The organism is Quadrisphaera granulorum (genome assembly GCF_003149145.1).
GTDB classification, from domain to species: domain Bacteria; phylum Actinomycetota; class Actinomycetes; order Actinomycetales; family Quadrisphaeraceae; genus Quadrisphaera; species Quadrisphaera granulorum.
This window is the reverse complement of the sequence record NZ_QGDQ01000017.1, coordinates 16,154-41,125: the sequence shown is the minus strand read 5'-3', so window position 1 is coordinate 41,125 and position 24,972 is coordinate 16,154. Positions and strand designations below refer to the sequence as shown.

General features: G+C 73.3%; 21 protein-coding genes. 13 read left to right on the top strand and 8 right to left on the bottom strand.

What is annotated here, in order from left to right; genetic code table 11:
- The first annotated feature begins 31 nt into the window (after positions 1 to 31).
- Positions 32 to 2,152, top strand: a complete 2,121-nt coding sequence (locus tag BXY45_RS13650) for a TPM domain-containing protein (RefSeq protein WP_170131506.1) — start codon at positions 32 to 34, stop codon at positions 2,150 to 2,152.
- A gap of 79 nt (positions 2,153 to 2,231) precedes the next feature.
- Here the strand turns inward: BXY45_RS13650 and BXY45_RS13645 are convergent, their stop codons facing one another.
- The gene (locus tag BXY45_RS13645; RefSeq protein ID WP_109775060.1) at positions 2,232 to 3,200 is read right to left on the bottom strand and encodes a methyl-accepting chemotaxis protein; all 969 of its coding nucleotides are present in this window, start codon (positions 3,198 to 3,200) and stop codon (positions 2,232 to 2,234) included.
- Positions 3,197 to 3,733 carry a PAS domain-containing protein gene (locus BXY45_RS13640; protein ID WP_109775059.1) on the bottom strand — a complete coding sequence of 179 codons (537 nt, stop codon included), beginning with the start codon at positions 3,731 to 3,733 and terminating at the stop codon, positions 3,197 to 3,199. The genes BXY45_RS13645 and BXY45_RS13640 overlap by 4 nt, the downstream gene beginning before the upstream one ends.
- Before the next feature lie 186 nt (positions 3,734 to 3,919).
- On the opposite strand from BXY45_RS13640, the gene BXY45_RS13635 reads away from it, so the two are divergent.
- Together BXY45_RS13635 and BXY45_RS13630 are read left to right on the top strand one after the other, a co-directional pair.
- Positions 3,920 to 4,642 (top strand): PspA/IM30 family protein, encoded by a 723-nt coding sequence (locus BXY45_RS13635; RefSeq protein ID WP_109775058.1) that lies wholly within the window; start codon positions 3,920 to 3,922, stop codon positions 4,640 to 4,642.
- A gap of 68 nt (positions 4,643 to 4,710) precedes the next feature.
- Complete coding sequence (locus BXY45_RS13630) at positions 4,711 to 5,901, top strand: ATP-binding protein (RefSeq protein WP_109775057.1); 1,191 nt, start codon at positions 4,711 to 4,713, stop codon at positions 5,899 to 5,901.
- A gap of 9 nt (positions 5,902 to 5,910) precedes the next feature.
- On the opposite strand, the gene BXY45_RS13625 is transcribed toward BXY45_RS13630, so the two are convergent.
- A complete protein-coding gene (locus tag BXY45_RS13625; RefSeq protein WP_146211199.1) occupies positions 5,911 to 6,786 on the bottom strand; it encodes a hypothetical protein in 876 nt (291 codons plus the stop codon).
- A 65-nt stretch (positions 6,787 to 6,851) separates the two neighbouring features.
- On the opposite strand from BXY45_RS13625, the gene BXY45_RS13615 reads away from it, so the two are divergent.
- The 3 genes from BXY45_RS13615 (at position 6,852) to BXY45_RS13605 (ending at position 10,665) form a co-directional block, all read left to right on the top strand.
- Positions 6,852 to 8,591: a DUF885 domain-containing protein gene (locus BXY45_RS13615; RefSeq protein ID WP_245961812.1), complete on the top strand. Its 1,740-nt coding sequence runs from the start codon at positions 6,852 to 6,854 to the stop codon at positions 8,589 to 8,591.
- 259 nt (positions 8,592 to 8,850) lie between these two features.
- Entirely contained in the window at positions 8,851 to 9,531 is a 681-nt protein-coding gene (locus BXY45_RS13610; protein WP_245961811.1) for a Maf family protein, read from the top strand.
- 159 nt (positions 9,532 to 9,690) lie between these two features.
- Positions 9,691 to 10,665: a TIGR03557 family F420-dependent LLM class oxidoreductase gene (locus BXY45_RS13605; protein WP_109775109.1), complete on the top strand. Its 975-nt coding sequence runs from the start codon at positions 9,691 to 9,693 to the stop codon at positions 10,663 to 10,665.
- A 73-nt stretch (positions 10,666 to 10,738) separates the two neighbouring features.
- Here the strand turns inward: BXY45_RS13605 and BXY45_RS13600 are convergent, their stop codons facing one another.
- From BXY45_RS13600 to BXY45_RS13595, 3 genes are all read right to left on the bottom strand, one after another.
- Complete coding sequence (locus tag BXY45_RS13600) at positions 10,739 to 11,632, bottom strand: glucose 1-dehydrogenase (protein ID WP_245961810.1); 894 nt, start codon at positions 11,630 to 11,632, stop codon at positions 10,739 to 10,741.
- Positions 11,633 to 11,715: 83 nt separating this feature from the next.
- Positions 11,716 to 11,886 carry an MFS transporter small subunit gene (locus tag BXY45_RS23325; protein ID WP_170131505.1) on the bottom strand — a complete coding sequence of 57 codons (171 nt, stop codon included), beginning with the start codon at positions 11,884 to 11,886 and terminating at the stop codon, positions 11,716 to 11,718.
- Complete coding sequence (locus BXY45_RS13595; RefSeq protein WP_109775053.1) at positions 11,883 to 13,292, bottom strand: L-lactate MFS transporter; 1,410 nt, start codon at positions 13,290 to 13,292, stop codon at positions 11,883 to 11,885. The genes BXY45_RS23325 and BXY45_RS13595 overlap by 4 nt, the downstream gene beginning before the upstream one ends.
- A gap of 276 nt (positions 13,293 to 13,568) precedes the next feature.
- Between BXY45_RS13595 and BXY45_RS13590 the strand changes: the two genes are divergently transcribed.
- The gene (locus BXY45_RS13590; RefSeq protein WP_109775107.1) at positions 13,569 to 15,398 is read left to right on the top strand and encodes an ATP-binding protein; all 1,830 of its coding nucleotides are present in this window, start codon (positions 13,569 to 13,571) and stop codon (positions 15,396 to 15,398) included.
- An 89-nt stretch (positions 15,399 to 15,487) separates the two neighbouring features.
- Here BXY45_RS13590 and BXY45_RS13585 read toward each other — a convergent pair whose 3' ends face one another.
- A complete protein-coding gene (locus BXY45_RS13585) occupies positions 15,488 to 16,909 on the bottom strand; it encodes an NAD(P)H-quinone dehydrogenase (RefSeq protein ID WP_109775052.1) in 1,422 nt (473 codons plus the stop codon).
- A 749-nt stretch (positions 16,910 to 17,658) separates the two neighbouring features.
- On the opposite strand from BXY45_RS13585, the gene BXY45_RS13580 reads away from it, so the two are divergent.
- The 6 genes from BXY45_RS13580 to BXY45_RS24560 all read left to right on the top strand — a co-directional run bounded on the left by BXY45_RS13580 (position 17,659) and on the right by BXY45_RS24560 (position 24,201).
- The gene (locus BXY45_RS13580) at positions 17,659 to 18,378 is read left to right on the top strand and encodes a hypothetical protein (protein WP_109775051.1); all 720 of its coding nucleotides are present in this window, start codon (positions 17,659 to 17,661) and stop codon (positions 18,376 to 18,378) included.
- A gap of 72 nt (positions 18,379 to 18,450) precedes the next feature.
- On the top strand, positions 18,451 to 18,927 hold the full coding sequence (locus BXY45_RS13575; protein ID WP_109775050.1) for a gamma-glutamylcyclotransferase family protein: 477 nt from the start codon (positions 18,451 to 18,453) through the stop codon (positions 18,925 to 18,927).
- Between the two features lie 88 nt (positions 18,928 to 19,015).
- Complete coding sequence (locus BXY45_RS13570) at positions 19,016 to 19,909, top strand: purine-nucleoside phosphorylase (protein WP_109775049.1); 894 nt, start codon at positions 19,016 to 19,018, stop codon at positions 19,907 to 19,909.
- The gene (locus BXY45_RS13565) at positions 19,906 to 21,735 is read left to right on the top strand and encodes a phospho-sugar mutase (protein ID WP_245961807.1); all 1,830 of its coding nucleotides are present in this window, start codon (positions 19,906 to 19,908) and stop codon (positions 21,733 to 21,735) included. Before BXY45_RS13570 ends, BXY45_RS13565 begins: the two co-directional genes overlap by 4 nt.
- Positions 21,736 to 21,865: 130 nt before the next feature.
- Positions 21,866 to 22,936, top strand: coding sequence for a GGDEF domain-containing protein (locus tag BXY45_RS13560; RefSeq protein ID WP_146211198.1), 1,071 nt, complete (start codon positions 21,866 to 21,868; stop codon positions 22,934 to 22,936).
- Between the two features lie 119 nt (positions 22,937 to 23,055).
- Complete coding sequence (locus tag BXY45_RS24560) at positions 23,056 to 24,201, top strand: GGDEF domain-containing protein (protein ID WP_281270594.1); 1,146 nt, start codon at positions 23,056 to 23,058, stop codon at positions 24,199 to 24,201.
- Positions 24,202 to 24,207: 6 nt separating this feature from the next.
- On the opposite strand, the gene deoC is transcribed toward BXY45_RS24560, so the two are convergent.
- Positions 24,208 to 24,966 (bottom strand): deoxyribose-phosphate aldolase, encoded by a 759-nt coding sequence (gene deoC / locus BXY45_RS13550; RefSeq protein ID WP_109775047.1) that lies wholly within the window; start codon positions 24,964 to 24,966, stop codon positions 24,208 to 24,210.
- Positions 24,967 to 24,972: the final 6 nt, after the last annotated feature.

Genomic DNA, 24,972 nt, shown 5'->3' with positions numbered 1-24,972 from the left:
GGCGCAGCGCGCGCCACGGGAGGATCGGCGGGTGCTCCGCACTGCCCGCGCGCGCGGTCTGACCGCCGTCGTCCTCGCTCTGCTCGCCGTGCTCTGGACGGGCGGGCCGGCGCTCGCCGTGCCGCCGCAGCGCCTGGACAGCGCCATCACCGACTCCGCCGGTGTGCTCGACGAGGCCGCCACCCAGCAGCAGCTGGAGACGTTGCGCGACGCCGCGGGCATCGACCTGTATGTCGTCTTCGTCGACAGCTTCGACGGTGAGAGCGGCCCCGACTGGGCCCGGCGGACCGCGCAGGCGAGCGGGCTGAGCGGCAGCGACGTGCTGCTCGCGGTGGCGGTGCAGGAGCGGTCGTTCGGGTACGAAGGGTTCACCGGCGGGCGGCTGAGCGAGTCCCAGGTCGACGCTGTCATGAACAACGACGTCAAGCCGCGGCTGGCCGACAACGACTGGAACGGCGCGGTCACCGCGGCGGTCAACGGGCTCGGCCGCGCTGCCGATAGCTCGGGGGGCAGCAACACCTCGGGCGGCAGCGACGGCTCCGGAACGTCCGGCGACGGCGGCTCGAGCGGCTCGGGCTTCCCCACGGGGCTCGTCATCGTCGGCGTCGTCCTCGTGCTGGGTGTCGGCCTGCTGGTGCTGGGCCTGATCTCCAGCGCCGCGCGCAAGCGCCGGCGCGCAGGCTTCGCAGGCGGTCCCGGCGGCGCACCGCAGCCCCCGCCGATCCCCCTGCCGGAGCTCGAGCGGCAGGCCTCCGCCGCCGTGGTCGCCGCCGACGACGCCCTCGACGGCTCCGCTGCCGAGCTGGGCTTCGCCCGCGCCGAGTTCGGCGACGAGGCGACCGCCCCGTTCGTCGCCGCCGTCGAGCGGGCCCGCGCGGAGCTGGCGCAGGCCTTCGCCATCCAGCGCCGCCTCGCCGACCCCGCGGGGAGCACCGACGCGACCGGCCACAGCAGACCCCTCGACGACGACACCCGCCGCGCCCTCCTGGAGCAGCAGCTGCAGCACGCGGAGGCCGCCGACGCCGCCCTCGACGAGCAGGCCGAGGCCTTCGAGGCGCTGCGCGACCTGCAGCGCCGCCTGCCCGAGTTACTACCCGCCCTCGAGGCTGATCGGGCGCGGCTGGCCGCGCGGCTCCCCGACGCGACCCGCCAGCTGCAAGACCTGGAGGCGCGCTACGCGGCGGCCGCGGTGAGCAGCGTCGCCGACGACGACGAGCAGGCAACCCGCCTGCTCGACCTGGCGGCGCAGCGTCTGGCCACCGCCCGCGACCGCCAGGCCTCCGGCGCCGACGGTGAGGCGGCCGTGGCGGTGCAGGCCGTGCGCGACGCGCTCCGGCAGACCGCCGAGCTGCTCGACGCCGTGGACGCCCTCGCCCGCGACCTGCAGCAGTCCGTCGACGCGCTGCCGCGTGCGCTGGCGGAGCTGGACGCCGACCTGGCCGAGGCGCGCGCTGTCCTCGCGGCGGGCGGCGGCGCGTCGTCCAGCGACCTGGCCGGCGCGGTGGGTCGTGGGGAACAGGCGACGACGGCGGCACGCACGGACGGCTCCCGCGATCCGCAGACCGCGCTGCGGCGCGTGCACGAGGCCGACGCCGCCCTCGACGCGGCGCTGGCCGGCGCCCGCGAGGAGGGGCAGCGCACCGCGCGGGCCCGGGCGCAGCTGGAGCAGGCGCTGCCTGCCGCGCGGGCCGAGGTCACGGCGGCGCGCGCACTGCTCCGCACCCGGCGCGGCGCTGTCGGTGGGTCCGCCCGGGCGCTGCTGGCCGGCGCCGAGGAGCAGCTGGCTACCGCCGAGCAGCTCGCCGGGACCGACCCGGTGCGGGCGCTGGCTGCGGCCCAGCAGGCGGACTCGATGGCCGAGCGGGCGCAGCGGGAGGCCGACGACGACCTGGGCTCCTGGTCGGGCTGGGGCGGTGGCGCCCCGTCCAGCAACCGGTACGGCACGCGGTACGGCAGTGGCGGCTCGTTCGAGGGCGCCGTCATCGGCGGGATCCTCGGGGGGATCCTCTCCGGCGGGGGCGACGGGCGCAGCGGCGGCTTCGGAGGAAGCGGCAGCTGGGGTGGCGGAAGCGACGGCGGAGGCTTTGGCGGCGGCGGCTCGTTCGGCGGGGGCAGCGACAGCGGCAGCTTTGGCGGCGGCGGCAACTTCTGACCCCGCAGACGCAGGTGGCCGGCTGTCCATGATCGTCGTGATCATGGACAGCCGGCCACCTGGTCCGGACCGGGAGGGGTCAGCGGCGCATGCCGCCCAGCAGCTCCACCACCTGAGACTCGAGCAGGCGGGCGGTGTCGGCCAGGCCGCGCACGTGGCCGAGAGCGGCGCTGTCGCCGCCGTCCACCGACGTCGCCATCTCGGCGATGACACCGCTCATCTGCGCGATCGTCTCGACCACCCGGGTGATGACGGCCACGGCCGAGCCGCTGGCCTGCTGCACCGCCTCGACCTGCTGCGTGACCTGCTCGGTGGCGCGGCCGGTCTGGTCGGCGAGATCCTTGACCTCCGAGGCGACCACGGAGAAGCCCTTGCCGGCCTCCCCGGCGCGGGCGGCTTCGATGGTCGCGTTGAGCGCCAGCAGACGGGTCTGAGATGCGATGGAGTCGATGACCGCCACCACCTCGCGGATCTTGTCCGACGACGCCGAGAGCGCCTCCATGGTGCGGCGGGCCGCGTCGGCCTCGTCGGCTGCGTGCTGCGCCGACGTCGTCGCCTGGGCAGCGGCCCGGCTGAGCACCTGCGTGGCCTCGCCCACCTCGCGGGTGGTCGAGACCGCGGAGGCCTCGAACTCGTCGGCGAGCGCAAGCCGGGCAATGCCGGCGTGCTCGACGTTCTCGGCGGCGCGGCGGACGGCGTCACCACCGGAGTTGATGGTGATGGCCGCCGTGCGGAAGGAGCCCGGCATGCCGCGCAACAGGAAGCGGCGGTGGAAGCGCCCCTCGGCGGCGGCGGTCAGCGAAGCGCTGGACTCACGGACGAAGGCGTCGGCCACGTCGAAGGCGGCGTTGACCTCGTTGCGGAGCGCGGTCAGGTCCTCAGCGTCAGCGGCGGCCTCGAGCCCCTCCACCGAGCGGACGCGAGCCTCCAGGTCGCCCGAGGCGACGGCCTTGCAGGTGCGGCGCACCTCCGCGAGCAGCGCGCGGTACACCTCCAGCTCACTGGCCGGGGTGGCGACAGCGGCCCCGCGCCGACGGAAGCCGCTCACCGGGCACCCGCCAGCTGCGGCTCGAGGGACCAGACGAACTCGTCGTAGGAGCCGTGGGACCGCGCCACGAGCTGCGCCATGAGCGCGGCGCCGGCAGCGGTGGCTGCCTTGCCGGTGGAGTGCTTGGCCTCTTCGGCGAGCACCTGGGCGTACACCGGCTTGATCGCTGCGAGTGCCTGCGGGTGCGGGCTGCGGCGGTTGGAGTGGTAGCCGACGACGGCGCCGGACGCGTCGAAGGACGGCGTGACGTGCGCGAGCACCCAGTAGTGGGCGCCGTCGGCCGCGAGGTTCACGACGTACGCGAAGAGCTCCTGCTTCGCCTGCACGGTGTCCCACAGCAGCTTGAAGACCGCGCGGGGCATCTCGGGGTGACGGATGAGGTTGTGGGGCTGCCCGATGACCTGGGCCTCCGTGAAGGCGCCGATGCGCAGGAACGACTCGTTGGCGTAGGTGATGCGCCCCTGGAGGTCCGTCTTGCTCACGATGAGCTCGTCGGGTCCCAGCGTCCGCTCCACCCCTGAAGGACGTGGCATACCTGTCTCTTCGGAGGGAGACAAGATCGACTGAAGGGGTGAAGCGCCTCGACGGCTGGGACGCTCGCGGAGGGAGGCCGCCAGCCCTCGACCACACCTGCCTGGTGACGCCCGGAGCCGGTCGGCCATGCTGGTTTGCGCGGCCCACCGCAGACGCGGTCGGCCTGGGTCGAGGTGGGAGATCACATGGCGCAGCAGTCGCTGCTAGGACGGGTCGGCCAGCTGGTCCGGGCGAACATCAACGCCCTGCTCGACCAGGCCGAAGATCCGCAGAAGATGCTCGACCAGATGGTCCGTGACTACACGGCCGCCATCCGGGAGGCCGAGCAGTCCGTCGCGCAGACCATCGGTGACCTGCGCCTCATGGAAGACGACCACGCCGAGGCCGTGGCCACCGCCAAGGAGTGGGGCGGCAAGGCGGCCGCTGCCAGCCGCAAGGCCGACTCCCTGCGCGCCGAGGGCAACGCCACCGAGGCTGACAGGTTCGACCAGCTGGCGCGAGTCGCCCTGCAGCGCCAGATCGACGCCGAGAACCACGCCAAGGGCTTCGAGCCGCAGATCGCCTCGCGGACCGAGGTGGTCGAGAAGCTCAAGACCGGGCTGGAGGGCATGCGCCGCAAGCTCGAGGAGCTGAAGTCCAAGCGCGACGAGCTGGTCGCTCGCTCCCGCATGGCCGCCGCGCAGTCACAGGTGCACGACGCCGTCAAGGCCGTCGACCTGCTCGACCCCACCAGCGAGGTCTCCCGCTTCGAGGAGAAGGTGCGCCGCGAGGAGGCGCGCGTGCGCGGCCAGGAAGAGCTCGCCGCCTCCAGCCTGGACGCGCAGTTCGAGGCGCTGGAGGCCGACGGCGACGTCACCGAGGTCGAGCTACGCCTGGCCGCCCTCAAAGGCGGCACCTCCACCGACTGACACCTTGACAGGCTTAGCCAAGATTATCCGAAATTGATAAACTTGGCTAAGCCTGTCAAGATTTGACCGTGGACCGCGCCCGCAACCCCTACACCCCCAACGCAGGCGCTCCACCGCGCCACCTCGCGGGCCGAGCGTCTGAGGTGGATGACTTCCGCACTCTCCTACGGCGCCTGCAGCGCGGGTACACCGAGAAGTCCCTCGTCATCACAGGCCTGCGTGGTGTCGGCAAGACGGTGCTTCTCGGCGAGTTCCAGCGCATCGCCGACGACGAGAACTGGGTCGCCGTGGAGACCGAGGTGTCCAAGACGACCCGGTTCGGACCCCAGATGGCGAACCTCGCGCGGCGGGCTCTCCTCAAGACCTCTCCGCGGGCTCGGTGGTCGGATCGCGTCGCGGCCGCGGCGGCAGTGGTGAAATCGTTCTCCCTCACCGTTCAACCGGATGGCTCCCTGACCGGCGGTCTCGACATCGCCGCAGAGCCGGGGACAGCCGACACCGGCGACCTTAACGAGGATCTGGCTGACCTCTTCGAGGCAGTGGGACGGGCGGCGAAAGCACAAGACCGAGGCGTGGTGTTCCTCTTCGACGAGGTCCAGTTTCTCGGCAAGCCCGAACTGGAGGCGCTGATCGGCGCCGTCCACCGCACCGTTCAGCGGCAGCTCCCCATCACGTTCGCTGGGGCGGGGCTGCCTCAGCTACCAGGCCTGGCCGGAGACGCCAAGTCCTACGCCGAACGGTTGTTCCGGTTCCCGACGATCGGTGAGCTCCCGGTCGAAGCGGCTGTGGACGCGCTGGTTCAGCCAGCTCACGCTGAAGGCGTGGCGTACGAAGACCGGGCAGTCGAGCACATTGTCGCTTACACCGAGGGCTACCCCTACTTCATCCAGGAGTACGGCCGCGCTGTGTGGGACCTCGCCCAAGGCCGCTCCATCACCCACGCTGATGCTACGGAGGCGCAGACCTTCGTCGAGGCGGATCTTGACGAGAGCTTCTTCAAGACCAGGGTGCAGCGCTCAACGCCCGAGGAACTCCGCTATATGCGTGCAATGGCCGAGCTCGGCCCAAGTCCGCAGAAGGCCGCGGACGTGGCCGAAGTCCTCGGCAGGACGTCAGAGCAGGTGGCACCGCTTCGAGCTCGTCTCGTCAGCAAGGGGCTCCTTTACACGCCGCGGTACGGATTCGCGCGCTTCACCGTCCCGCAGTTCGACAGGTTCATGCGGCGGTACATGGACCTCGACGCCGCCCCTCCTGCCTGATCGAGCCCTTCACGGGGTGGGCTCGGTGACGGCGGTGTCGGGACCCTGGTCGCCGCAGCGCACCTGCCGCGCCGCGGCGACCTGGGCCCCCTCGGGGTTGATGCCCTGCAGCTCCGCGGGGGCGTCGGTGGGGCCGTTGCGCGCCTGCCGGCCGCCGTCTGTCAGCTCGATGCGGGTGCGGGTGATGCCCGGTAGGTCGCCCTCGGCCTGGCCGCCCGTCACGAGCAGTCCGTAGAGCGCGAGCTCTGCGTCGGGGTCGGAGCTGCCCTGCGAGACCGGCACGCACGCCACGCCGCTGCCGTACCCGGTGAACCCCAGGTCGAAGGTGTACTGCTGGCCCTGCGCGTTCAGCGACGGCACCAGCCGGCACGCCCCGACCCCGCTCCCCGTCAGGACGGCGTACAGCGGCACCTGCCTGCCGTCACTGAGCAGCACGATGCTCGTCGAGGGATCGAGCGACTGCCCGATCGCCGTCGTCGGGATCGGCGATCCGGTCGTGTAGGTCACCGAGAAGACCCCACCGGACGCCGTCCGCACCCCCAGCCGCCGCTCCAGGGCTCCGCCGGACGAGCTGGGGGTCGAGTCGGCGAGCCACAGCTCGTCGGGGCGGCCGTCGTGGTCGAGGTCAGCGGTCTGTTTCACCGCCGCGCCGGCCGGCACCTCCTGCCCCGTCGGGGCGCAGCCCGCCCCTGACGTGCCGGAGGAGGACGACGACGGCGACGGCGCAGCCGGCGAAGTGCTCGCCGCGCCCGACGTCGTCGTCGTCGAGGAAGGTGTGCTGGTCGACGGCGGCGCCTCGGGCTGCGCCGCACCGCCGCACCCGGTGAGCAGCAGGCAGCCGACGGCGAGGGTCGCCAGGGGACGGGACGCGCGGGGAAGGTCCACCGTTCCGGTGTACACCTGCGCAGGCAACCCCGCCGCGCGGGCGCCCCGGCGCCTAGCGTGGGACGGTGACCTCGAGTATCACCGCGCACACCACCTCCCATCCGGACGAGCCCCGCCGCTCGCCGTCGACTGTCGACGCCTTCGCGGACAGGTACCTCGAAGAGTGCGTCACGCTCGACCCTGACCTGCGGATCCAGCTCGGCCTGCCGGGAGCGACGGACGAGCCCACCGACATCTCCCCCGAGGGCATCAGCGCCCGTGCGGAGCACACCCGGCAGACGCTGGCTGCTCTCGAATCGCTCGTGGCCGATCCCGCGACCCAGCTCGACGCCACCGACGAGACCACGGTGGCCGCGCTGCGCGACCGGCTCGGCCTGCAGGTTGCGATCCACGACGCCGGCCTCGACGTCGGGGAACTCAACGTTCTCGCCTCCCCGATCCAGGGCACGCAGGAGGTCTTCGACCTCATGCCCACCGACACGGCCGACCAGTGGGCCGCCATCGCCTCGCGCCTCGGCCGCACCGGCGACGTGCTGGCGCAGTACCGCGCGTCGCTCGACGCGGCGATCGCCGCGGGTCGGCCGCCGGCGCGGCGGCAGGTCGAGGCGTGCCTGGGGCAGATCGACGGCTTCGTCACGGACGACGGTCCGTTCGCGATGCTGGCGTCCCGCGCCCGGCCCGACGGCGGGGAGCCGTCAGCGGCGCTCGCCGCCGACCTCGCCACCGGCGTCGCTGCGGCCCGCGACGCCTACGCCGAGCTGGCCCGTCATCTGCGCGAGCAGGTACTCCCCGTGGCACGCGAAAACGACGCCGCGGGCCGCGAGGAGTACGCGCTGCTCAGCCGCCACCACGTGGGGGCCACGCTCGACCTCGACGAGGCGTACGTATGGGGCCTGGAGGAGGTCGCGCGGCTGGAAGCGGAGATGAGCGCCACCGCGCGGCGCATCTCCCCCGGAGCGAGCACCCGCGAGGCCATCGCCCTGCTGGAAGCCGACCCGTCGCGCCAGGTGGTCGGCAAGGACGCCCTCCGGGCCTGGATGCAGCAGCTCTCCGACAGCGCTGTGGAGGCGCTCGCCGGGAGCCACTTCGACATCCCCGAACCGGTGCGGCGCCTGGAGTGCCGCATCGCGCCCAGCTCGTCGGGTGTCATCTACTACACGCCGCCGTCGGAGGACTTCTCCCGCCCGGGCCGCATGTGGTGGTCGGTGCCGCCGGGCGTGGAGCGGTTCAGTACCTGGCGCGAACGCACCACCGTCTTCCACGAGGGCGTGCCGGGCCACCACCTGCAGATCGGGCAGACGTTGTACCGCTCGGCGATCCTCAACCGGTGGCGCCGCACGATGTGCTTCACCTCCGGCCACGCCGAGGGCTGGGCGCTCTACGCAGAGCGCCTCATGTCCGACCTGGGCTGGCTCGACGACCCGGCCGACCACCTCGGCATGCTCGACGGGTCGCTGTTCCGCGCCACGCGCGTCGTCGTCGACATCGGCCTGCACCTGGGGCTCGAGGCTCCGGCGGAGCTGGGCGGCGGACGGTGGGACGCCGACAAGGTCTGGACGTTCCTGCGCGCCCACACCTTCCAGGCGGAGGAGTTCCTGCGCTTCGAGCACCTGCGCTACCTGGGCTGGCCCGGGCAGGCTCCTGCGTACAAGCTCGGCGAGCGGGTGTGGCTGCAGCTGCGCACGGAGGCACAGCAGCGCGCGGCCGCTGCCGGGGAGCCGTTCGACCTGGCGGCGTGGCACCGCCGCGCGCTCGACGTCGGCTCGGTGCCGCTCGACGTGCTCCGCCAGGCCCTGTCCGCCTGACCCCACCCCCGCCGTGATCATGGACTTCCGCCACCCCCGGCGCGTGACGCCGAACGTGCAGAAGTCCGCCCGAGCCCGCTCCGGCGGGGTCCGGACGGACTTCTGCACGTCGGTCGTCACATCTCCGGGTCAGGCTGTCCCACCGGGCATGCGGAACTCCTCCAGACCCGCCTCACGAGGGCTCCGGGCGGACTTCTGCATGCTGGGCGGGACAGCTCGTGCGGTGCCCTGCCCGGCCCGTCGGCTAGCGTCGCCGCCCGTGACCGCTGCTGTGCCCGCCGCTGCCTCCGTGCGTCTGCTGCTCGCCTCCGCCTCCCCCGCCCGCGCCGCCACGCTGCGCTCCGCCGGCGTCGAGCCGCTGGTGCTCGTCTCCGGCGTGGACGAACCGGCCGTCGTGGAGCACTACGGCGTCACCGACGCGCAGGACGTCGCGCTCGTGCTGGCCAAGGCCAAGGCCGAGGACGTCGCCGCCCGCTGGGACGAGGTCGACGACGCCCCGGACGGCGGCGTGCTCGTCGTCGGGTGCGACTCCGTGCTGGAGCTCGACGGCGAGGCGTTCGGCAAGCCCGCCGACGCCGCGCAGGCGCTCGAGCGGTGGAAATCGATGCGTGGACGCTCCGGCGTGCTCCACACCGGCCACTGGCTGGTCGACGCCCGCGAGGACGACGACGGCCCGCTCACGGGCGCCACGCTCGGCGCCGTCGCCTCGACCACCGTGCACTTCGCTGACGTCACCGACGCCGAGCTGGAGGCGTACGTGGCCACCGGCGAGCCGCTGGCGGTGGCGGGCGCGTTCACCCTCGACGGCCTCGGCGGCGCGTTCGTCCGTGGCGTGGAGGGAGACCCGCACACCGTCGTCGGCATCGGGCTGCCCCTGCTGCGCGAGCTGCTGGCGGAGATCGACGTCCGCTGGACCGACCTCTGGGCACCCCGCGCCTGACGCCCCGACACCGCAGCCGAGCGCCCGGTTGCGGTTCCGGACCCCGCTCGGACCGCAACCAGACGCTCGGTTGCGGGGAGGGCGGGTGGGTACGGGGCAGGCATGGCAGAGAGCACGCCCACGTCGTCGTCCCCGTCCTCAGCACCTTTAAGCGCCGGGCTGAAGGTCGGGTACAAGCTCGCGACCGAGTCGTTCGACCCGAAGGAGGTCGTCCGGCAGGCGGTGGCCGCCGAGCGGGCGGGCTTCGACTTCGTCGAGATGAGCGACCACTACCACCCGTGGCTGGAGAGCCAGGGGCACTCGGGGTTCACGTTCGCGATGCTGGGCTCGATCGCCGCGAAGACGGAGCGGATCGGGCTGGTCACGGGCGTGACGTGCCCGTCGTACCGGTACCACCCGGCGATCGTCGCGCAGGCCGCGGCCACGCTGCAGATCCTCTCCGACGGGCGCTTCACCCTGGGCGTCGGCGCCGGTGAGCGGCTCAACGAGCACGTCATCGGCGAGCCCGCCTTCCGCGGCGTGCACGAGCGCCACGAGCGGTTCCGCGAGGCCCTGGAGATCATCCGCCTGCTGTGGCAGGGCGGGTACCGGAGCTACTCCGGCAAGCACCTGCAGCTGGAGGACGCCCGCGTCTTCGACCTGCCCGAGCAGCTGCCGGTCATCGCCGTGGCCGGCTCGGGCCCGGCGTCGGCGAAGCTCGCCGCCGACCTCGGCGACGGGCTGTTCGGCACCGAGCCCGACGCCTCCTTCATCAGCGACTGGAAGGGCCGCGGCGGCTCAGGCCCCGTGTACGGGGAGGTGCCGCTGGCCTGGGCGAACACCGAGGGCGAGGCCGTTGACGCCGTCCTGGAGAAGAGCCGCTGGGCGCTGACGGGCTGGAAGGTCATGGCCGAGCTGCCCAACCCGGTCAACTTCGACGCTGCCTCGGCGTTCGTCACCAAGGCCGACGTCGCCGGGCAGTTCGCGTGCGGCCCCGACCTGGCCAAGCACGTGGCGAACGGACAGCAGTTCGTCGACGCCGGCTACGACCACCTCGTCGCGCAGAACGCCGGGCCGGACCCGGACGGCTTCCTGGAGTTCGCGGCGTCCGAGCTGATCCCCGCGTTCCGGGCGCTCACGCCGTCGTCGTCCTGACGACCCACCGTGATCATGGGCGCTGGCCACCTCAGAAGGTGGCGGACGCCCATGATCACGGACGGAGGGGCGGTCAGGGGGTGGGCATGCCGCCGGTGATGGAGAGCGTGGAGCCCGTCGTGTAGCTGGAGTCGTTGGACGCCAGGTAGACGTAGGCGGCGCCGTACTCCGCGGGCTGGCCCGGCCGCCCCAGGGGCGTCTGGCCTCCGAACGTCGGCAGCGCCGACTCCGGCTGGCCGCCCGCCGGCTGCAGCGGCGTCCACACCGGTCCCGGGGCCACCGCGTTGACGCGGATCCCCTTCTCGGCCAGCTGCGCCGCCAGCGCCTTGGTGAAGGCGTTGATGGTGGCCTTGGTGCTGGCGTAGTCGACCAGGGTCGGTGAGGGCTGGTACGCCTGCACGGACGTGGTGTTGATGATCGAGGAGCCGGCCGGCAGGTGCTTCACGGCCTCCTTGGTGATCCAGAACATCGCGTAGACGTTGGTCTTGAACGTCTCGTCGAACTGCTCCGAGGAGATGTCGAGGATCGACTCGCGAGCCTGCTGCTTGCCGGCGTTGTTCACCAGCACGTCGATGCCGCCGAACGCCTCCACCGTCTTCGTCACCAGCGACGTGGCGAAGGCCTCGTCGGTGATGTCGCCGGGCAGCGCGAGGGCCTTGACGCCCTCCTTCTCGATCAGCGCGATCACGGCGTCGGCGTCCTGCTGCTCCTCGGGCAGGTAGGAGATGGCGACGTCGGCGCCCTCACGGGCGAAGGCGATGGCCGCGGCGCGGCCGATGCCACTGTCTCCGCCGGTCACCAGCGCGCGGCGGCCGGTGAGCTTGCCGCTGCCGCGGTAGCTCTCCTCGCCGTGGTCGGGGGTCGGATCCATGCCCCAGGCCTGGCCGGGGCCGGGCTGGGCGCCCTGGTCGAACTCGGGCTGGGGGTAGCGGGTGGTCGGGTCGATGAGCTCAGGGGTGACGGTCACTCCGGTCCCCTACCCGCCGGTCGCCCCACCACGCTGATCCACACCGGCGGCGGCCGCGTGCACCACGCCCATGATCACGAAACTCAGCCGCCGAGGAGCTGACTGGCCTTCACGACGGTCTGCACCACCCCGTAGAGCAGTCCACCGCTCACGAGCACCCACAGGAGGACGGCGGCAGCCTTGGCCGAACCCTGCCCGCCCGCGGTGGCCGTCGTCGTCCTGCTCGACCCCTGAGACGCTCCCCTGCTGCTCACCGGCTCCTCACCCTCTCGCGTGGCACCGTCGTCGCGGCGGCGCTGTCGTCGGAGCGCGCACGATCGCTCGGCTCGTGGAACGTCGGGTCGACCGGGCGCACCAGCGCATTGGCGATGAAACCGACCACCAGCACGCCCACCATCACCGACAGCGGCAGCCGGTAGGCCCCCGCTCCGCCGGACTCCCCGCCCGCGGCGTCGACGAGGCTGTTGACGATCAGGGGACCGGCCCCGCCCGCGGCCGACCAGGCAGTGAGCAGCCGCCCGTGGATGGCGCCGACCTGCAGGCCCCCGAAGAGGTCCTTGAGGTAGGCGGGGATCGTGGCGAAGCCGCCGCCGTAGAAGCTGAGGATGATCCCGGTGAGCAAGACGAAGACGACGACGGACGTGGTGCCCAGCAGCACCGCGCCGAGGTACAGGACCGCACCGACGCCCAGGTAGAGCATGTAGATGCGCTTGCGGCCGATGACGTCGGACGTCGAGCTCCACACGAAGCGGCCGGCCATGTTGCACAGCGACAGCACACCGACGTACCCGGCGGCCGCGGCAACCGAGATGTCGGGGAAGAACGTCCGCACCATCGGCGAGGCCGTCTCGAGGATGCCGATGCCGGCGGTGACGTTGGTGAACAGCACCACCCACAGAAGCCAGAACTGCGGCGTGCGGATCGCGTTGCGAGCGGTGACGTCGCCGGCCGACCGCAGCCCGCTGGAGTGCTCTGACGGCGTCCAGCCGTCGGGACGCCAGTCCTTGGCGGGCACCTTCACCACGAAGGCCCCGAGCAGCATGAGCACCAGGTAGAGCGCGCCGAGGGTGAGGAAGGCCGGGGCGATCGCACTGGCCGGGTCCACGCCGTAGGTGTTGAGGAGGCGGTCGGACAGCGGGCTCGCGATGAGGGCACCACCACCGAAGCCCATGATCGCCAAGCCGGTGGCCAGGCCCGGCCGGTCGGGGAACCACTTGATGAGCGTGGAGACCGGCGAGATGTACCCCAGCCCCAACCCGATGCCGCCGATGACGCCGTAGCCGAGGTACACCAACCACAGCTGGTCGGCGGCCACGCCCGCAGCTCCGATGAACAGGCCACCGCTGAAGCACAGAGCCGCCGCAACCATGGTTCTGCGGGGCCCGTTGCGCTCCACCCACGTGCCGCCGAACGCCGCCGACAGGCCGAGCATGACGATGGCGATCGAGAAGATCACGGCGATCGGCGTGCCCTGCGTGCCGAAGTGGTCCTGCAGCGGCTGCTTGAAGACGCTGAACGCGTACACCTGCCCGATCGACAGGTGCACCGCCAGCGCTGCGGGCGGGATGAGCCACCGGCTGTAGCCCGGCGGGGCCACCGTGCGCTCGCGGTCCAGGAACGACAGTGTTCCCACCGGCCACCTCCTCGTGGTGCGGGTCATCGCGCTGTACTGATGAGGCTGATCGGGCGGTTCAGGCTCCCCCGCGGCTCAGCTCCCTCCTGCACTGTGCGCCAGCGGCCGCTACCCGGCGAATCGAGCGTGGTCTAGACGGTGTGGGGCGCGGCCGGTGGTGCTACGCCCTGTGACCCGGCGGTTAGGCTGCTCGGCCGGGCGCCCATGAGGGGCGCCGCGGAGCAGGGCGGAGGCGAGGCGCGCGTGGTCACCGAGCGTCGCAGCGGCGGTCGGCGTACATCAGGTCGCGACCAGGAACGCCGGATCACCAAGGTGCTCATCGCCAACCGCGGTGAGATCGCGGTGCGCGTCATCCGCGCCTGCAAGGACGCCGGCATCGCGTCCGTGGCGGTGTACGCCGAGCCCGACCGGCACGCACAGCACGTCGAGCTCGCCGACGAGGCGCACGCCCTGGGCGGCACCACGTCGGCGGAGTCGTACCTGCGCGCCGACCTGCTGCTCGAGGTCGCCGCGCGCTCCGGTGCCGACGCCGTCCACCCCGGGTACGGGTTCCTCTCGGAAGACTCCGGCTTCGCGCGGGCCGTCGTCGACGCCGGCCTGATCTGGATCGGCCCGCCGCCAGCGGCCATCGAATCCCTCGGAGACAAGGTCTCCGCCCGGGAGATCGCCGAGCGCGTCGGCGCCCCCCTCGTCGCGGGCACCCCGGGACCTGTCGACGGCGTCGACGAGGTGCTCTCCTTCGTCGACGCCCACGGCCTGCCCGTGGCCATCAAGGCCGCCTACGGCGGTGGCGGGCGCGGCCTCAAGGTCGCCCGCACGCGCGAAGAGGTCGGCGAGCTCTACGAGTCCGCCGTCCGCGAGGCCGTCGCCGCCTTCGGTCGCGGCGAGTGCTTCGTGGAGCGGTACCTCGACGAGCCCCGCCACGTCGAGACGCAGTGCCTGGCGGACGAGCACGGCGACGTCGTCGTCGTCTCCACCCGCGACTGCTCGCTGCAGCGCCGCCACCAGAAGCTCGTCGAGGAGGCCCCGGCGCCGTTCCTCACCGAGGCGCAGGAGCGGTCGCTGCGCGACGCGTCGAAGGCGATCCTCCGTGAAGCCGGGTACGTCGGCGCAGGCACGTGCGAGTTCCTCGTCGCGAAGGACGGCACGGTCTCCTTCCTCGAGGTCAACACGCGCCTACAGGTGGAGCACCCGGTGACCGAGGAGGTCACCGGCATCGATCTGGTGCGCGAGCAGTTCCGCCTCGCCACCGGCGAGCCCCTCGGCTACACCGACCCTCCCGCGCGCGGCCACAGCATCGAGTTCCGCATCAACGGTGAAGACCCGGGCCGCGGTTTCCTGCCCGCTCCCGGCACGGTCACGCGCTTCGACGCGCCGTCCGGGCCCGGGGTTCGCGTGGACGCCGGCGTGCGCTCCGGCGACGTCATCTCCGGTGCGTTCGACTCGCTCCTGGCCAAGCTCATCGTCACCGGAGCCACACGCGAGCAGGCGCTGCAGCGCGCCCGCCGGGCCCTGGCCGAGATGACCATCGAAGGCATGCCGACCGTGCTGCCGTTCCACCGCCTCGTCGTCGACGACCCGGCCTTCACCGCCGTCGACCCGGCCATCGCGCCGTCAGCCTCCGAGGCCGTCGGCCAGCTCGAGCGGTTCCGGGTACACACCCGCTGGATCGAGACCGCGTGGACCGGGTCCACCGCCCCCTGGTCCGGACCCGCCCTCGACGCCCCGCACCCCGACGATGCCGAGCGGTCCACCGTGGTGGTGGAGGTCGCCGGCAAGCGCCTCGAGGTGACGCTGCCCGGGTGGGTCATGGAGGCCGGAGCGCAGGTCGGCGGTGCCGTGCAGTCGGCGCGGCGGCAGCAGAAGCGGCCTCGCAACGCCGCGGCCGCCGCGAAGGCCGCCGGCGGCGATGCCCTCGTCGCGCCGATGCAGGGCACGCTGGTCAAGGTGGCCGTCGAAGAGGGCCAGGCCGTGGTCGCGGGGGACCTCGTCGTCGTCCTCGAGGCCATGAAGATGGAGCAGCCGCTGACCGCCCATAAGGACGGCGTGATCACCGGGCTCAAGGCCGACGTCGGCGCCACGCTCACCACGGGCGCCGTCATCTGCACCATCGCAAGCCCGCCCGCCGCCTGACGCGCGGGCAATCGCCTGACGCGCGGGCAATCGCCTGGCGCGCGGGCGGCCGGCGGCGGCCGGCAACCTGGCCGCCGCCGACTGCGGCGTCAGGAGGTGACGTGCAGGCGGCGCGCGGCCTCGGCGACGGACCCCGACAGCGACGGGTACACCGTGAACGCGTGCGCCACCTGGTCGACCGTGAGCCCGTGCTCCACGGCGAGCGCCACCGGGAAGATCAGCTCGGACGCGCGCGGTGCGCACACCACTCCGCCGAGAACACGCCCGGATCCGGTGGAGGCGAACAGCTTCACGAAGCCGTCACGGATGCCCAGCATCTTGGCGCGCGCATTGCCGGCCAGCGGCAGCATGAGCACCTCGGCGTCGACCTCGCCGGACTCGACCTGCTGCTGGGTCCACCCGACGGTGGCGATCTCCGGCGCGGTGAAGATGTTTGCGGACACCTTCCGCAGCCTCAGCGGGCTCACCGCGTCGCCGAGGGCGTGCCACATGGCGGTGCGGCCCTGCATCGCGGCCACGGACGCCAGCGGCAGCACGCCGGTGCAGTCACCCGCGGCGTAGACGCCGCGCGCGGAGGTCCGCGAGACCCTGTCGACCTCGATGTGCCCGCTCTCCGAGAGCTGCACGCCCGCTTCTTCCAGGCCGATGCCGGCCGTGTTGGGCACGGAGCCGACCGCCATGAGGCAGTGCGTGCCGCGCACCTCCCGGCCGTCCTCGAGGGTGACGACGACGCCGTCGCCCTCGCACCGCGCGGCCATCGCCCGCGAGCGCCCCATGAGTTCCATGCCGCGGCGGCGGAAGACCTCCTCGATGACCTCGGCGGCGTCGGCGTCCTGCCCCGGCAGCACGCGGTCGCGGCTGGAGACGAGGACGACGTCGGAGCCGAGCGCGTCGTACGCGTTGGCGAACTCCGCGCCGGTCACGCCGGACCCGACGACGACGAGCCGCTCGGGGATGCTGTCGAGCTGGTACAGCTGCTTCCACGTGAGGATGCGTTTGCCGTCGGGCTTGGCGGCGTCGAGCTCGCGCGGCGAGGAGCCGGTGGAGACGAGCGTGATGTCGGCGTCGATGATCTCGCTGCCGCCGTCCTCCAGCTCCACGGCCACCCGCTCGGTGCCGTCGAGCCGGCCGGTGCCCCGCAGCACGCGCACGCCCTCGGAGGCGAGGCGGCGCCCGATGTCGGCGGACTGCGCCTCGGCGAGCTTGCGCACCCGGGCGTTGACGCGGCCCAGGTCGACGCTGATGGGCTCCTTGGTGTCCGGGTTGCCGTCGCTCCCGGGGAAGCGCAGACCGAGCTCCTCGGCCTCGGCGGCGAGGTTCATGACCTCGGCCACGGAGATCAGTGCCTTGGAGGGGACCACGTCGGTGAGGACGGTCGCGCCGCCCATCCCGGCGCGCTCCACGACGGTGGTCTCGGCTCCCAGCTGCGAGGCGACCAGGGCCGCCTCGTACCCTCCGGGACCTCCACCGATGACGACGACGCGCGGCGCTCGACCAGGCACGCCCCCCATCCTGACAGCCCCTCGATATCGGCCTGGCGCCCGGCCACTCCGCTGCCGCTGCGGGCACGTTCCTCCGGGGCGGGAAGTGGCGAGTTCCTTCGCCGTCGATTCACCGTTGAGCGGCGTCGAGGGGCACCGGGGTCAGTGCCAGGAGCTGTGTTCGGTTGGCCCCTTCAGCGTGACCACACGATCACTCCCAAGGGGCCAACACTTCACAGCTGCCCGCACCGAACCAGTCGCCCGGCCGGCCCCTCCCCGCCCGCCGCGCGCGGGTTTCGAGCGCTCGCGCTGAGGTCGCCCCACACGGGCCGTTGAGTGACCGGCCCGGGGGACCGGGGCCCTGCGCGGAGCTGTGTTCGGTTGGCCCCTTCAGCGTGACCACACGATCACTCCCAAGGGGCCAACACTTCACAGCTGCCCGCACCGAACCAGTCGCCCGGCCGGCCCCTCCCCGCCCGCCGCGCGCGGGTTTCGAGCGCTCGCGCTGAGGTCGCCCCACACGGGCCGTTGAGTGACCGGCCCGGGGGACCGGGGCCCTGCGCGGAGCTGTGTTCGGTTGGCCCCTTCAGCGTGACCACCCGATCACTCCCAAGGGGCCAACGCTTCACAGCTCCGCGCACGGCGTCCGCCCAGAGGTGGCCGCTCAGCACTCGCGGCTTCCTCACCAATGCCGCTTCCGGCGGCGGACTGCGGCCCATCGTCCACAGGCGGCGACCTGGCTCCAGCGCAGGGCCACGCGATCGCGTCAGCCTGGTCCGGTGCACCCCCCGACCCCGCTCCCCACCGACCTCGCGAGCCGCCCCTTCCGGCCTGCGGAGGCAGTGGCCTTGGGCGTGTCACGCAAACGTCTGCGCAGTAACGACCTGTGGGCGCCGTTCACCGGGGTGCGGGTGCCGGTAGCCCTCGGCTGGAACGCCAAGCTCCGGGCGCAAGCCGGCCTGCTGGTGTGCCCGCCCGGCACCTGCGTCACCGGTCTGCACGCCGTGGCAGCAGCAGGCCTGCCCGTGCCGTGGGGGCAAGACTTCAATGACCCGGGAGGTCTGGCCGAGCAGCCGCTGCTCGTGGCGCTGGACGGTCCCCGGCAGATCCAGCCCTGGTCGCGCCGCGGGTTCGCCGCCGACCCCTTCATCATGCCGATCCAGGTGGAACGCGTGCTGGTCGACGGTGTCAGGCGCGTCGCGGACCCGGACCTGTGGGCCCGCACCGTCGCTTCGCCGGACCTGAGGATTTCCCCGGGGCGACGGCGGTCGTACGGGGCGACGCTCGCGGTGGAGATCGCCAGACGCGGCTGCGGGCCGGACCTGACGAGGGACGAGACTGACCCCCTGCTGGACGGCCGAGCCTGGTGGTGCACGGCGTTTGCGGGGGCCGTCCTCCGGCTTCCGCTTGGAGTACGGCACGACGTCGAGCCGCTACTGCCGGTGATCCGCGAGCTCCTGCTCGATCGCGCGTCCGAGGAGGCGTGTGGAGGCATGTGAGGAGGTGGTCTTGCGCGGGTCGGGGCGCGGGTGACGGCGCGGGCGAGGAGCTGGTCGCTACCCTCACCGGTCATGGCGCTGTACGCGGCGTACGCGAGCAACCTTCACCCCGAGCGGATGTCCGTGCGGGCGCCGCACTCACCCCTGGAGCAGACGGGCTGGCTACGCGGCTGGCGCCTGACGTTCGGTGGTGAGGAGCGCGGCTGGGACGGCGCGCTGGCCACCATCGTGGAGGTACCCCCGTCGGAGGATCCGGACAGCGGCGTCGAGCACCAGGTGTTCGTGGCCCTGTACGACCTCACCGACGCCGACGCCGAGCAGCTCGACCAGTGGGAGGGCGTCGACATCGGCCTCTACACCAAGGTCAAGGTGCGTGTGGACACCCTCGAGGGCGAGCGGCTGGCCTGGACGTACGTCCTCGACGACTACGAGGGCGGCCTGCCCAGCGCGTTCTACCTCGGCATGCTCGCCGACGCTGCCGAAGCCGCGGGAGCCCCCGACGACTACGTCGCGGAGCTGCGCTCGCGCCCCTGTCGCTCCGTCGGCTGATCGGGCTGGCTGATCGGGCTGGTTGATCGGGTCGGCTGCCCCGCCCCGGAGGCCGCTGCAGGCGGCTCCCAGTACGGTGCCCCGCGTGATGGACCCCTTCGACAACGTCGCGCCGGACCACTCCAACAACCCGGCGTACGACCTCGGCGACCCCAGCACCGATCCCTTCCAGATCGCCGCGTACGCCGCGCAGGCCATCGCCGAGCGCACCGGCATCGCCCGCCACGACGCGGCGCTGGTGCTCGGCTCCGGCTGGCAGGTCACCGCAGACCTGCTGGGGGCGACGACCGCCGAGATCGCGGTCACCGACCTGCCGGGGTTCGCGCCGGCGGCAGCCCTCGGGCACGTCGGCACAGTGCGCTCGGTGAGCGTCACGGACGACTCCGGCGCCGAGCGCCACGTGCTCGTGTTCCTCTCGCGGACGCACCTGTACGAGGGGCGTGGGGTGCGTCCCGTCGTCCACGCCGTGCGGACGGCGGCCGCGGCGGGCTGCGCGAGCGTCGTCCTGACCAACGGTTGCGGCGGCATCGACGTCGACCGCGGCCCCGGCACGCCAGTGCTCATCAGCGACCACATCAACCTCACGGCGACGTCGCCGCTCGAGGGCGCCACGTTCATCGACCTCACGGACCTGTACTCCTCGCGGCTGCGCGGCATCGCGCGCCAGGTGCAGCCGGAGCTCACCGAGGGCGTGTACGTGCAGTTCCCCGGCCCCCACTACGAGACCCCCGCCGAGGTGCGCATGGCGGGCCGCATCGGGGGCGACCTGGTCGGCATGTCCACGGCCCTGGAGGCCATCGCGGCGCGCCAGGTCGGTCTGGAGGTGCTGGGGATCTCGCTGGTCACCAACCTGGCGGCAGGCGTCAGCCCGACGCCGCTGGACGCGCAGGAGGTCATCGACGCGGGCAGGGCCGCGGGTCCGCGCATCGGGGCACTGCTGGCCTCCGTGGTACGCCGGGTACTCGCCGAGCCCCGCGCGTGAGCGCCACGTCCTCCGGCGTCCGGCTGGACGCCCGCACCGCCGCCCGCGCCCGCGCGTGGGCCGAAGGAGACGTCGACGACGACGACCGCGCCGCCCTGCTGGCGCTGCTCGCCCGCGCCGAAGGCATCGCCAACGACAGCGCTGGAGCTCGGGAGGCTGCCGCCGAGGTGATCTCCGCCCTCGACGGCGACCTCGAGTTCGGCACGGCAGGGCTGCGCGGGGCGCTCGGGCCGGGCAGCCACCGCATGAACCGCGCCGTCGTCGTCCGCGCCGCGGCGGGTCTGGCCTCCTACCTGCGGCGCCACGCGGCGCCGCCGGACCCGGAGGCCGGCGCGCCGCTGTGCGTCATCGGGTACGACGCCCGCCACGGGTCAGCCCAGTTCGCGCGCGACACGGCCGCGGTGATGACGGCGGCGGGCGTGCGAGCACTGCTGCTGCCGCGTCCCCTGCCGACACCCGTCCTGGCGTTCGCGGTGCGCCACCTCGACGCTGACGCGGGCGTCATGGTGACCGCCAGCCACAACCCGCCGCAGGACAACGGCTACAAGGTCTACCTCGGGGGTCGATGCGCGCCCGCCACCGGCTCCCGAGCGGAGACGCGCGCTGACGCACCCGGGCGGGGCGCGCAGATCGTGCCGCCCGCGGACGCGCAGATCGCCGCGGAGATCGCCGCTCAGCCACCGGCCCGCGAGGTCCCCCGTGCCGAGCGGGGCTGGTCGGTGCTCGGCGGCGACCTCCTCGACGCCTACCTGCGCGCGGTCTCGGCGCTGCCCGGCCCGCCGCCGGCCGACGGACGGCGCTCGCAGCTCCGCGTGGTGCTCACGCCGGTGCACGGGGTCGGTGGCGCCGTCGTCATGGAGGCGCTGCGGCGGGCGGGCGTCACCGACGTCGCCATCGTCCCCGAACAGGCCGACCCCGACCCGGACTTCCCGACCACGACCTTCCCGAACCCCGAGGAGCCGGGCGTCCTCGACCTGGCTCTCGCACTCGCGCGCCGGCGGGACGCGCACCTCGTCGTCGCCGTCGACCCGGACGCCGACCGCTGCGCCGTCGCCGTCCCCGATCCGAGCCGTCACGGCGGGTGGCGAGCCCTCACCGGTGACGAGCTGGGCGCGGTGCTCGGGGAGCACGCGGCCTCCGGCGGGCTCGCGGGTCCGCGCCGGGTGCTGCCACCGGGTGCGACGCTGGCGTGCTCGCTGGTCTCGAGCAGCCTCCTGGGCCGGATCGCCGCCGCGCACGGCGTCGGGCACGCCGAGACCCTCACCGGCTTCAAGTGGATCTCGCGGGCGCCGGGCCTGGTGTTCGGCTACGAGGAGGCCATCGGGTACTGCGTGGCACCCGACCTGGTCCGTGACAAGGACGGCGTCTCCGCGGCGGTGGTGGTTGCCGCGCTCGCGGCCGACCTGGCCCCCCGGGGCAGCACGCTGCTCAGCGTGCTCGACGAGCTCGCCGTCGCCCACGGCGTCCACGCGACGGGCCAGGTCTCGGTGCGGGTGGAGGACCTCTCGCTGATCTCCGACGCGATGGCGCGCCTGCGTGCCGAGCCGCCCGCCGAGCTGGCCGGCGCCGTCGTCGAGCGGGTGGACGACCTGTCGGTGGGCTCAGTGGCCACGACGGGCGTGCCCGCCACCGACGGCCTGCGCTGGACGCTGGCCGGCGGCGGTCGCGTGGTGGTGCGCCCCAGCGGTACCGAGCCGAAGCTCAAGTGCTACCTCGAGGTGGTGGAGCCGGTCGAGGGCCGTGGCGCGCTCGACGGTGCCCGTCAGCGCGCGGCAGTACGCCTAGCAGCCCTTGCTGAGGAGGTCCGGGGGCTCCTGGCTCTCTGAGACTGGCGCGTCCCCGTCCGGGGGACGTCACCTCCAGGACGGGCGACTTCTGTCGATCACCACCTGAAGCCCCCAACGCGTGGGGCCTCAGCGCTCGCGGAGCTCATCGAGGGCTCGTCAGGAGGTGGCCGTGCTCGTGCCGCAGCGGCTCGTCTACGCCTTCTCGATGACGGCGCCGATCGTGGTCACCGCAGCGATGGCCGCTGCGATGGCCTTGTCCGCTGACCGGCTCGGCGCCGAGGTCTCCTGGGGCATTGCCGTCGGGCTCGGCGCGGTGATGGGCTTCCTGGCGCTGCCGCCGGTGCGCCGGTGGAACGAGAACCGCTCCGAGGGCGTGGGTGGGCTGGCAGGCATGCTGCTCGCCGTCGTCGTGCTCGGCGCGATGCTCGCCGCCCTGGGGATGAGCGCCCTGGTGCCGGCGGCGGTTGCCTCCTCGGGGATCCACTCCGTACTCCTGCAGCCGACCCGAGCGCGCATCGTCCAGGTGCACGTGGTCCAGGTCGTGGCCAGCGCCGCGGCGCTGGGGTGCCAGGCCCTGGGGTGGGTGGGAGGTGTGCTGCCGGTCCCGGCGGCGGCCCTTGTCGCCGGGACGCTGCTGGTGGTGAGCTCGCCGATCGCCGCGGGGGTCGCCCGGGACGCCGTCCGTGCCAACGCCGCCCTCGAGAAGGCGGCCCGCTTGGACGCCCTGACCGGGCTGCTGGGCCGCCGGGGTCTGGAGGAGCCGCTGCGACGGGCCGCCGGCTCCGCCGCGCCACACACCCCGTCCGGAGTCATCTACCTCGACCTCGACGGCTTCAAGGCCGTCAACGACGTCCACGGTCACGCCGCGGGCGACGAGCTGCTCAAGGCGGTGGCCCGCCGCCTCCAGCAGTGCGTGCGCGACGACGACGCCATCGCGCGCACCGGCGGCGACGAGTTCGTCATCGTCCTGTTCCGGCTGCACGACGAATCCGAGGCGGAGCTGGTCGCGGCGCGGGTGCGCGAGGCGGTGGCGCGGGCGGTGCTGCTCGCCGACGGCACCGAGGTGACCGTGGGGGTCAGCACCGGGGTGGCGACAGCCACCACCCCCTGCGACGTCGACCAGCTGGTGTGCACCGCCGACGCGGCGATGTACGTGGCGAAGCGCGCCAGTCGGCTCGCGCGAGGGCGGGCGCCGTCGGGGGTCCCGCAGCACGCGGCGGTGCAGCTGCCCACGGGCTGATCGGCGGCCTGGCTGACATACGTCCGCTGCAGCCCTACAGCCCTACAGCCCGGATCGATTACTGTCGATCATCGAGATTCCCGAGCGGCATGCTCGGTTTCCGCTGCAAGGAGGCAGGCGTGCCGTTGCCGAGAGCCCTCCGCACGTCCCGCTTCAGGACGGTGCTCCGCACCCTCGCGTCGGCGCTCACCGCCCCCGCCCTCGCAGTCTGCTTCGGCGCGCTCACCGAGCGGCTGGGGGTCCAGACGCGCCTGGGGGCCGCGGTGACCGTCGCGCTCGTGCTCGCAGCCTCCGGAACCCCGTGGCTCCGCGGCCGGCTCGAGCGGCTCACGACCTCCACCGGCGGCGTCGCCCTCAACGTCACCTACCTCGCGCTCCTGGCCGCGCTGCTCGCCCCGCTGGGGTTGACCGCGCTCGTCCCGACGGCCTGCACGATGGTGGCGATCCACGCGGTGGTGATCCGCCCCACACGACGTCGCACCCTCGCGGTCATGGCGAGCGTCGTGGGGGTCTCCGCTGCGAGCATGGGAGCCCAGTGGCTGGGCATCGTCGACGGTCTGCTGCCCGCCGGAGCCACCGCGGTGGTGGCGGCCGGCACCCTGCTGTTCTGCCTGCCGACCCTCGGGATCGCCTCCCGGCTGAGCCGGCAGACCCTCCGGGCGGCGGAGGCACTGGAGGCCGAGCGTCAGGTCCACGTCGCCGAGCTCGAGGGCCTGGCTCTCCTCGACCCGCTCACGGGGCTGCTCTCGCGCCGCGGGCTGGCGGCCCCGCTGGGGCGCGCCGCCACCGACGCCTCCCCGCACCGACGTTCAGCGCTGCTCTTCCTCGATCTCGACGGCTTCAAGCCCGTCAACGACGTCCACGGCCACGCCGCCGGAGACGCGCTGCTCGTCGTCGTCGCCGAACGCTTGCTGGCCTCCGTGCGCCCCGCGGACTGCGTGGGCCGTACCGGGGGCGACGAGTTCGTCATCGTGCTGGAGGGCATCGCCGCCGACGACGAAGCGCACGCGGTGGCGGAGCGGGTACGCGGCGAGGTGCCGCTGCCGGTGCTGCTGCCGGACGGCTCCTCGGTCTCCGTGGGGGCGAGCGTCGGGGTCGCCGTCGTCGACCATCCGGTGAGCACCGAGGAGCTGCTCGCGGCCGCGGACGCGGCGATGTACGAGATGAAGCGGGCCAGCCGCAGCCGCCGCAACGCCCCCCACGACGGCGCCCAGGACGACGCCCACGACGGCGCGCAGGGGAACACCCGCGAGCCCCTGCTCTGACCTCGGTCAGGAGCCGGAAAGGCCCTCCAGCCCCTGCAGACCAGCAAGCACGGCGGCAGTACCCGACAGCCCCAGACGCGTGGCGCCCGCGTCGAGCAGGGCGACGGCGGCCTCCGCCGTCCTGATCCCGCCGGAGGCCTTGATGCCGAGGCGACCGCCGACTTCCGCGTGCATGATCTCGATGGCGTGCACGCTCGCTCCGCCCGCGGGGTGGAAGCCCGTGGAGGTCTTCACGAAGTCGGCGCCGGCCTCCTCGGAGGCCCGGCACACGGCGACGAGGACGTCGTCCGGGAGGGCCGCGCTCTCGAGGATCACTTTGAGCACCCGCGGCGCGGGGACGGCGGCCCGTACGGCGGCGATGTCCGAGCGGACGGCGTCGATGTCACCGGCCAGCGCGGTGCCCACGTCGATGACCATGTCGACCTCGTCGGCGCCCGCCCCCACCGCTGCCGCGGCCTCGGCGGCCTTGACGGCGCTGGTGTGCTTGCCGGAGGGGAAGCCGCAGACCGTGGCCACCAGGAGGCCGTCCGTCGAACCTTCGCCGGCGGTCTGGACCAGTGGCAGGAACGACGGCGAGACGCATACGGCCAACACGCCCAGGCGGCGCGCGTCGGCGAGCAGCGCGGTGACGTCAGCGGCGGTGGCCTCCGGCTTGAGCAGGGTGTGGTCGACGAGGCGAGCGACCCGCTCCGCCGTCCACGCAGAAGCCGTCGTCGCTGCGCTCGAGGTGCCGGTGGGGCCCGTGGTGCTGCTGTCCGTACTCATGTGGCC

Excerpts from the sequence above, each read along its gene's own strand:
- BXY45_RS13640 (WP_109775059.1), bottom strand. The coding sequence starts at position 3,733 with ATGCCACGTCCTTCAGGGGTGGAGCGGACGCTGGGACCCGACGAGCTC.
- deoC (WP_109775047.1), bottom strand. The coding sequence starts at position 24,966 with ATGAGTACGGACAGCAGCACCACGGGCCCCACCGGCACCTCGAGCGCA.
- BXY45_RS13595 (WP_109775053.1), bottom strand. The coding sequence starts at position 13,292 with ATGACCCGCACCACGAGGAGGTGGCCGGTGGGAACACTGTCGTTCCTG.
- BXY45_RS13570 (WP_109775049.1), top strand. The coding sequence starts at position 19,016 with ATGGACCCCTTCGACAACGTCGCGCCGGACCACTCCAACAACCCGGCG.
- BXY45_RS13575 (WP_109775050.1), top strand. The coding sequence starts at position 18,451 with ATGGCGCTGTACGCGGCGTACGCGAGCAACCTTCACCCCGAGCGGATG.
- BXY45_RS13635 (WP_109775058.1), top strand. The coding sequence starts at position 3,920 with ATGGCGCAGCAGTCGCTGCTAGGACGGGTCGGCCAGCTGGTCCGGGCG.
- BXY45_RS13585 (WP_109775052.1), bottom strand. The coding sequence starts at position 16,909 with ATGGGGGGCGTGCCTGGTCGAGCGCCGCGCGTCGTCGTCATCGGTGGA.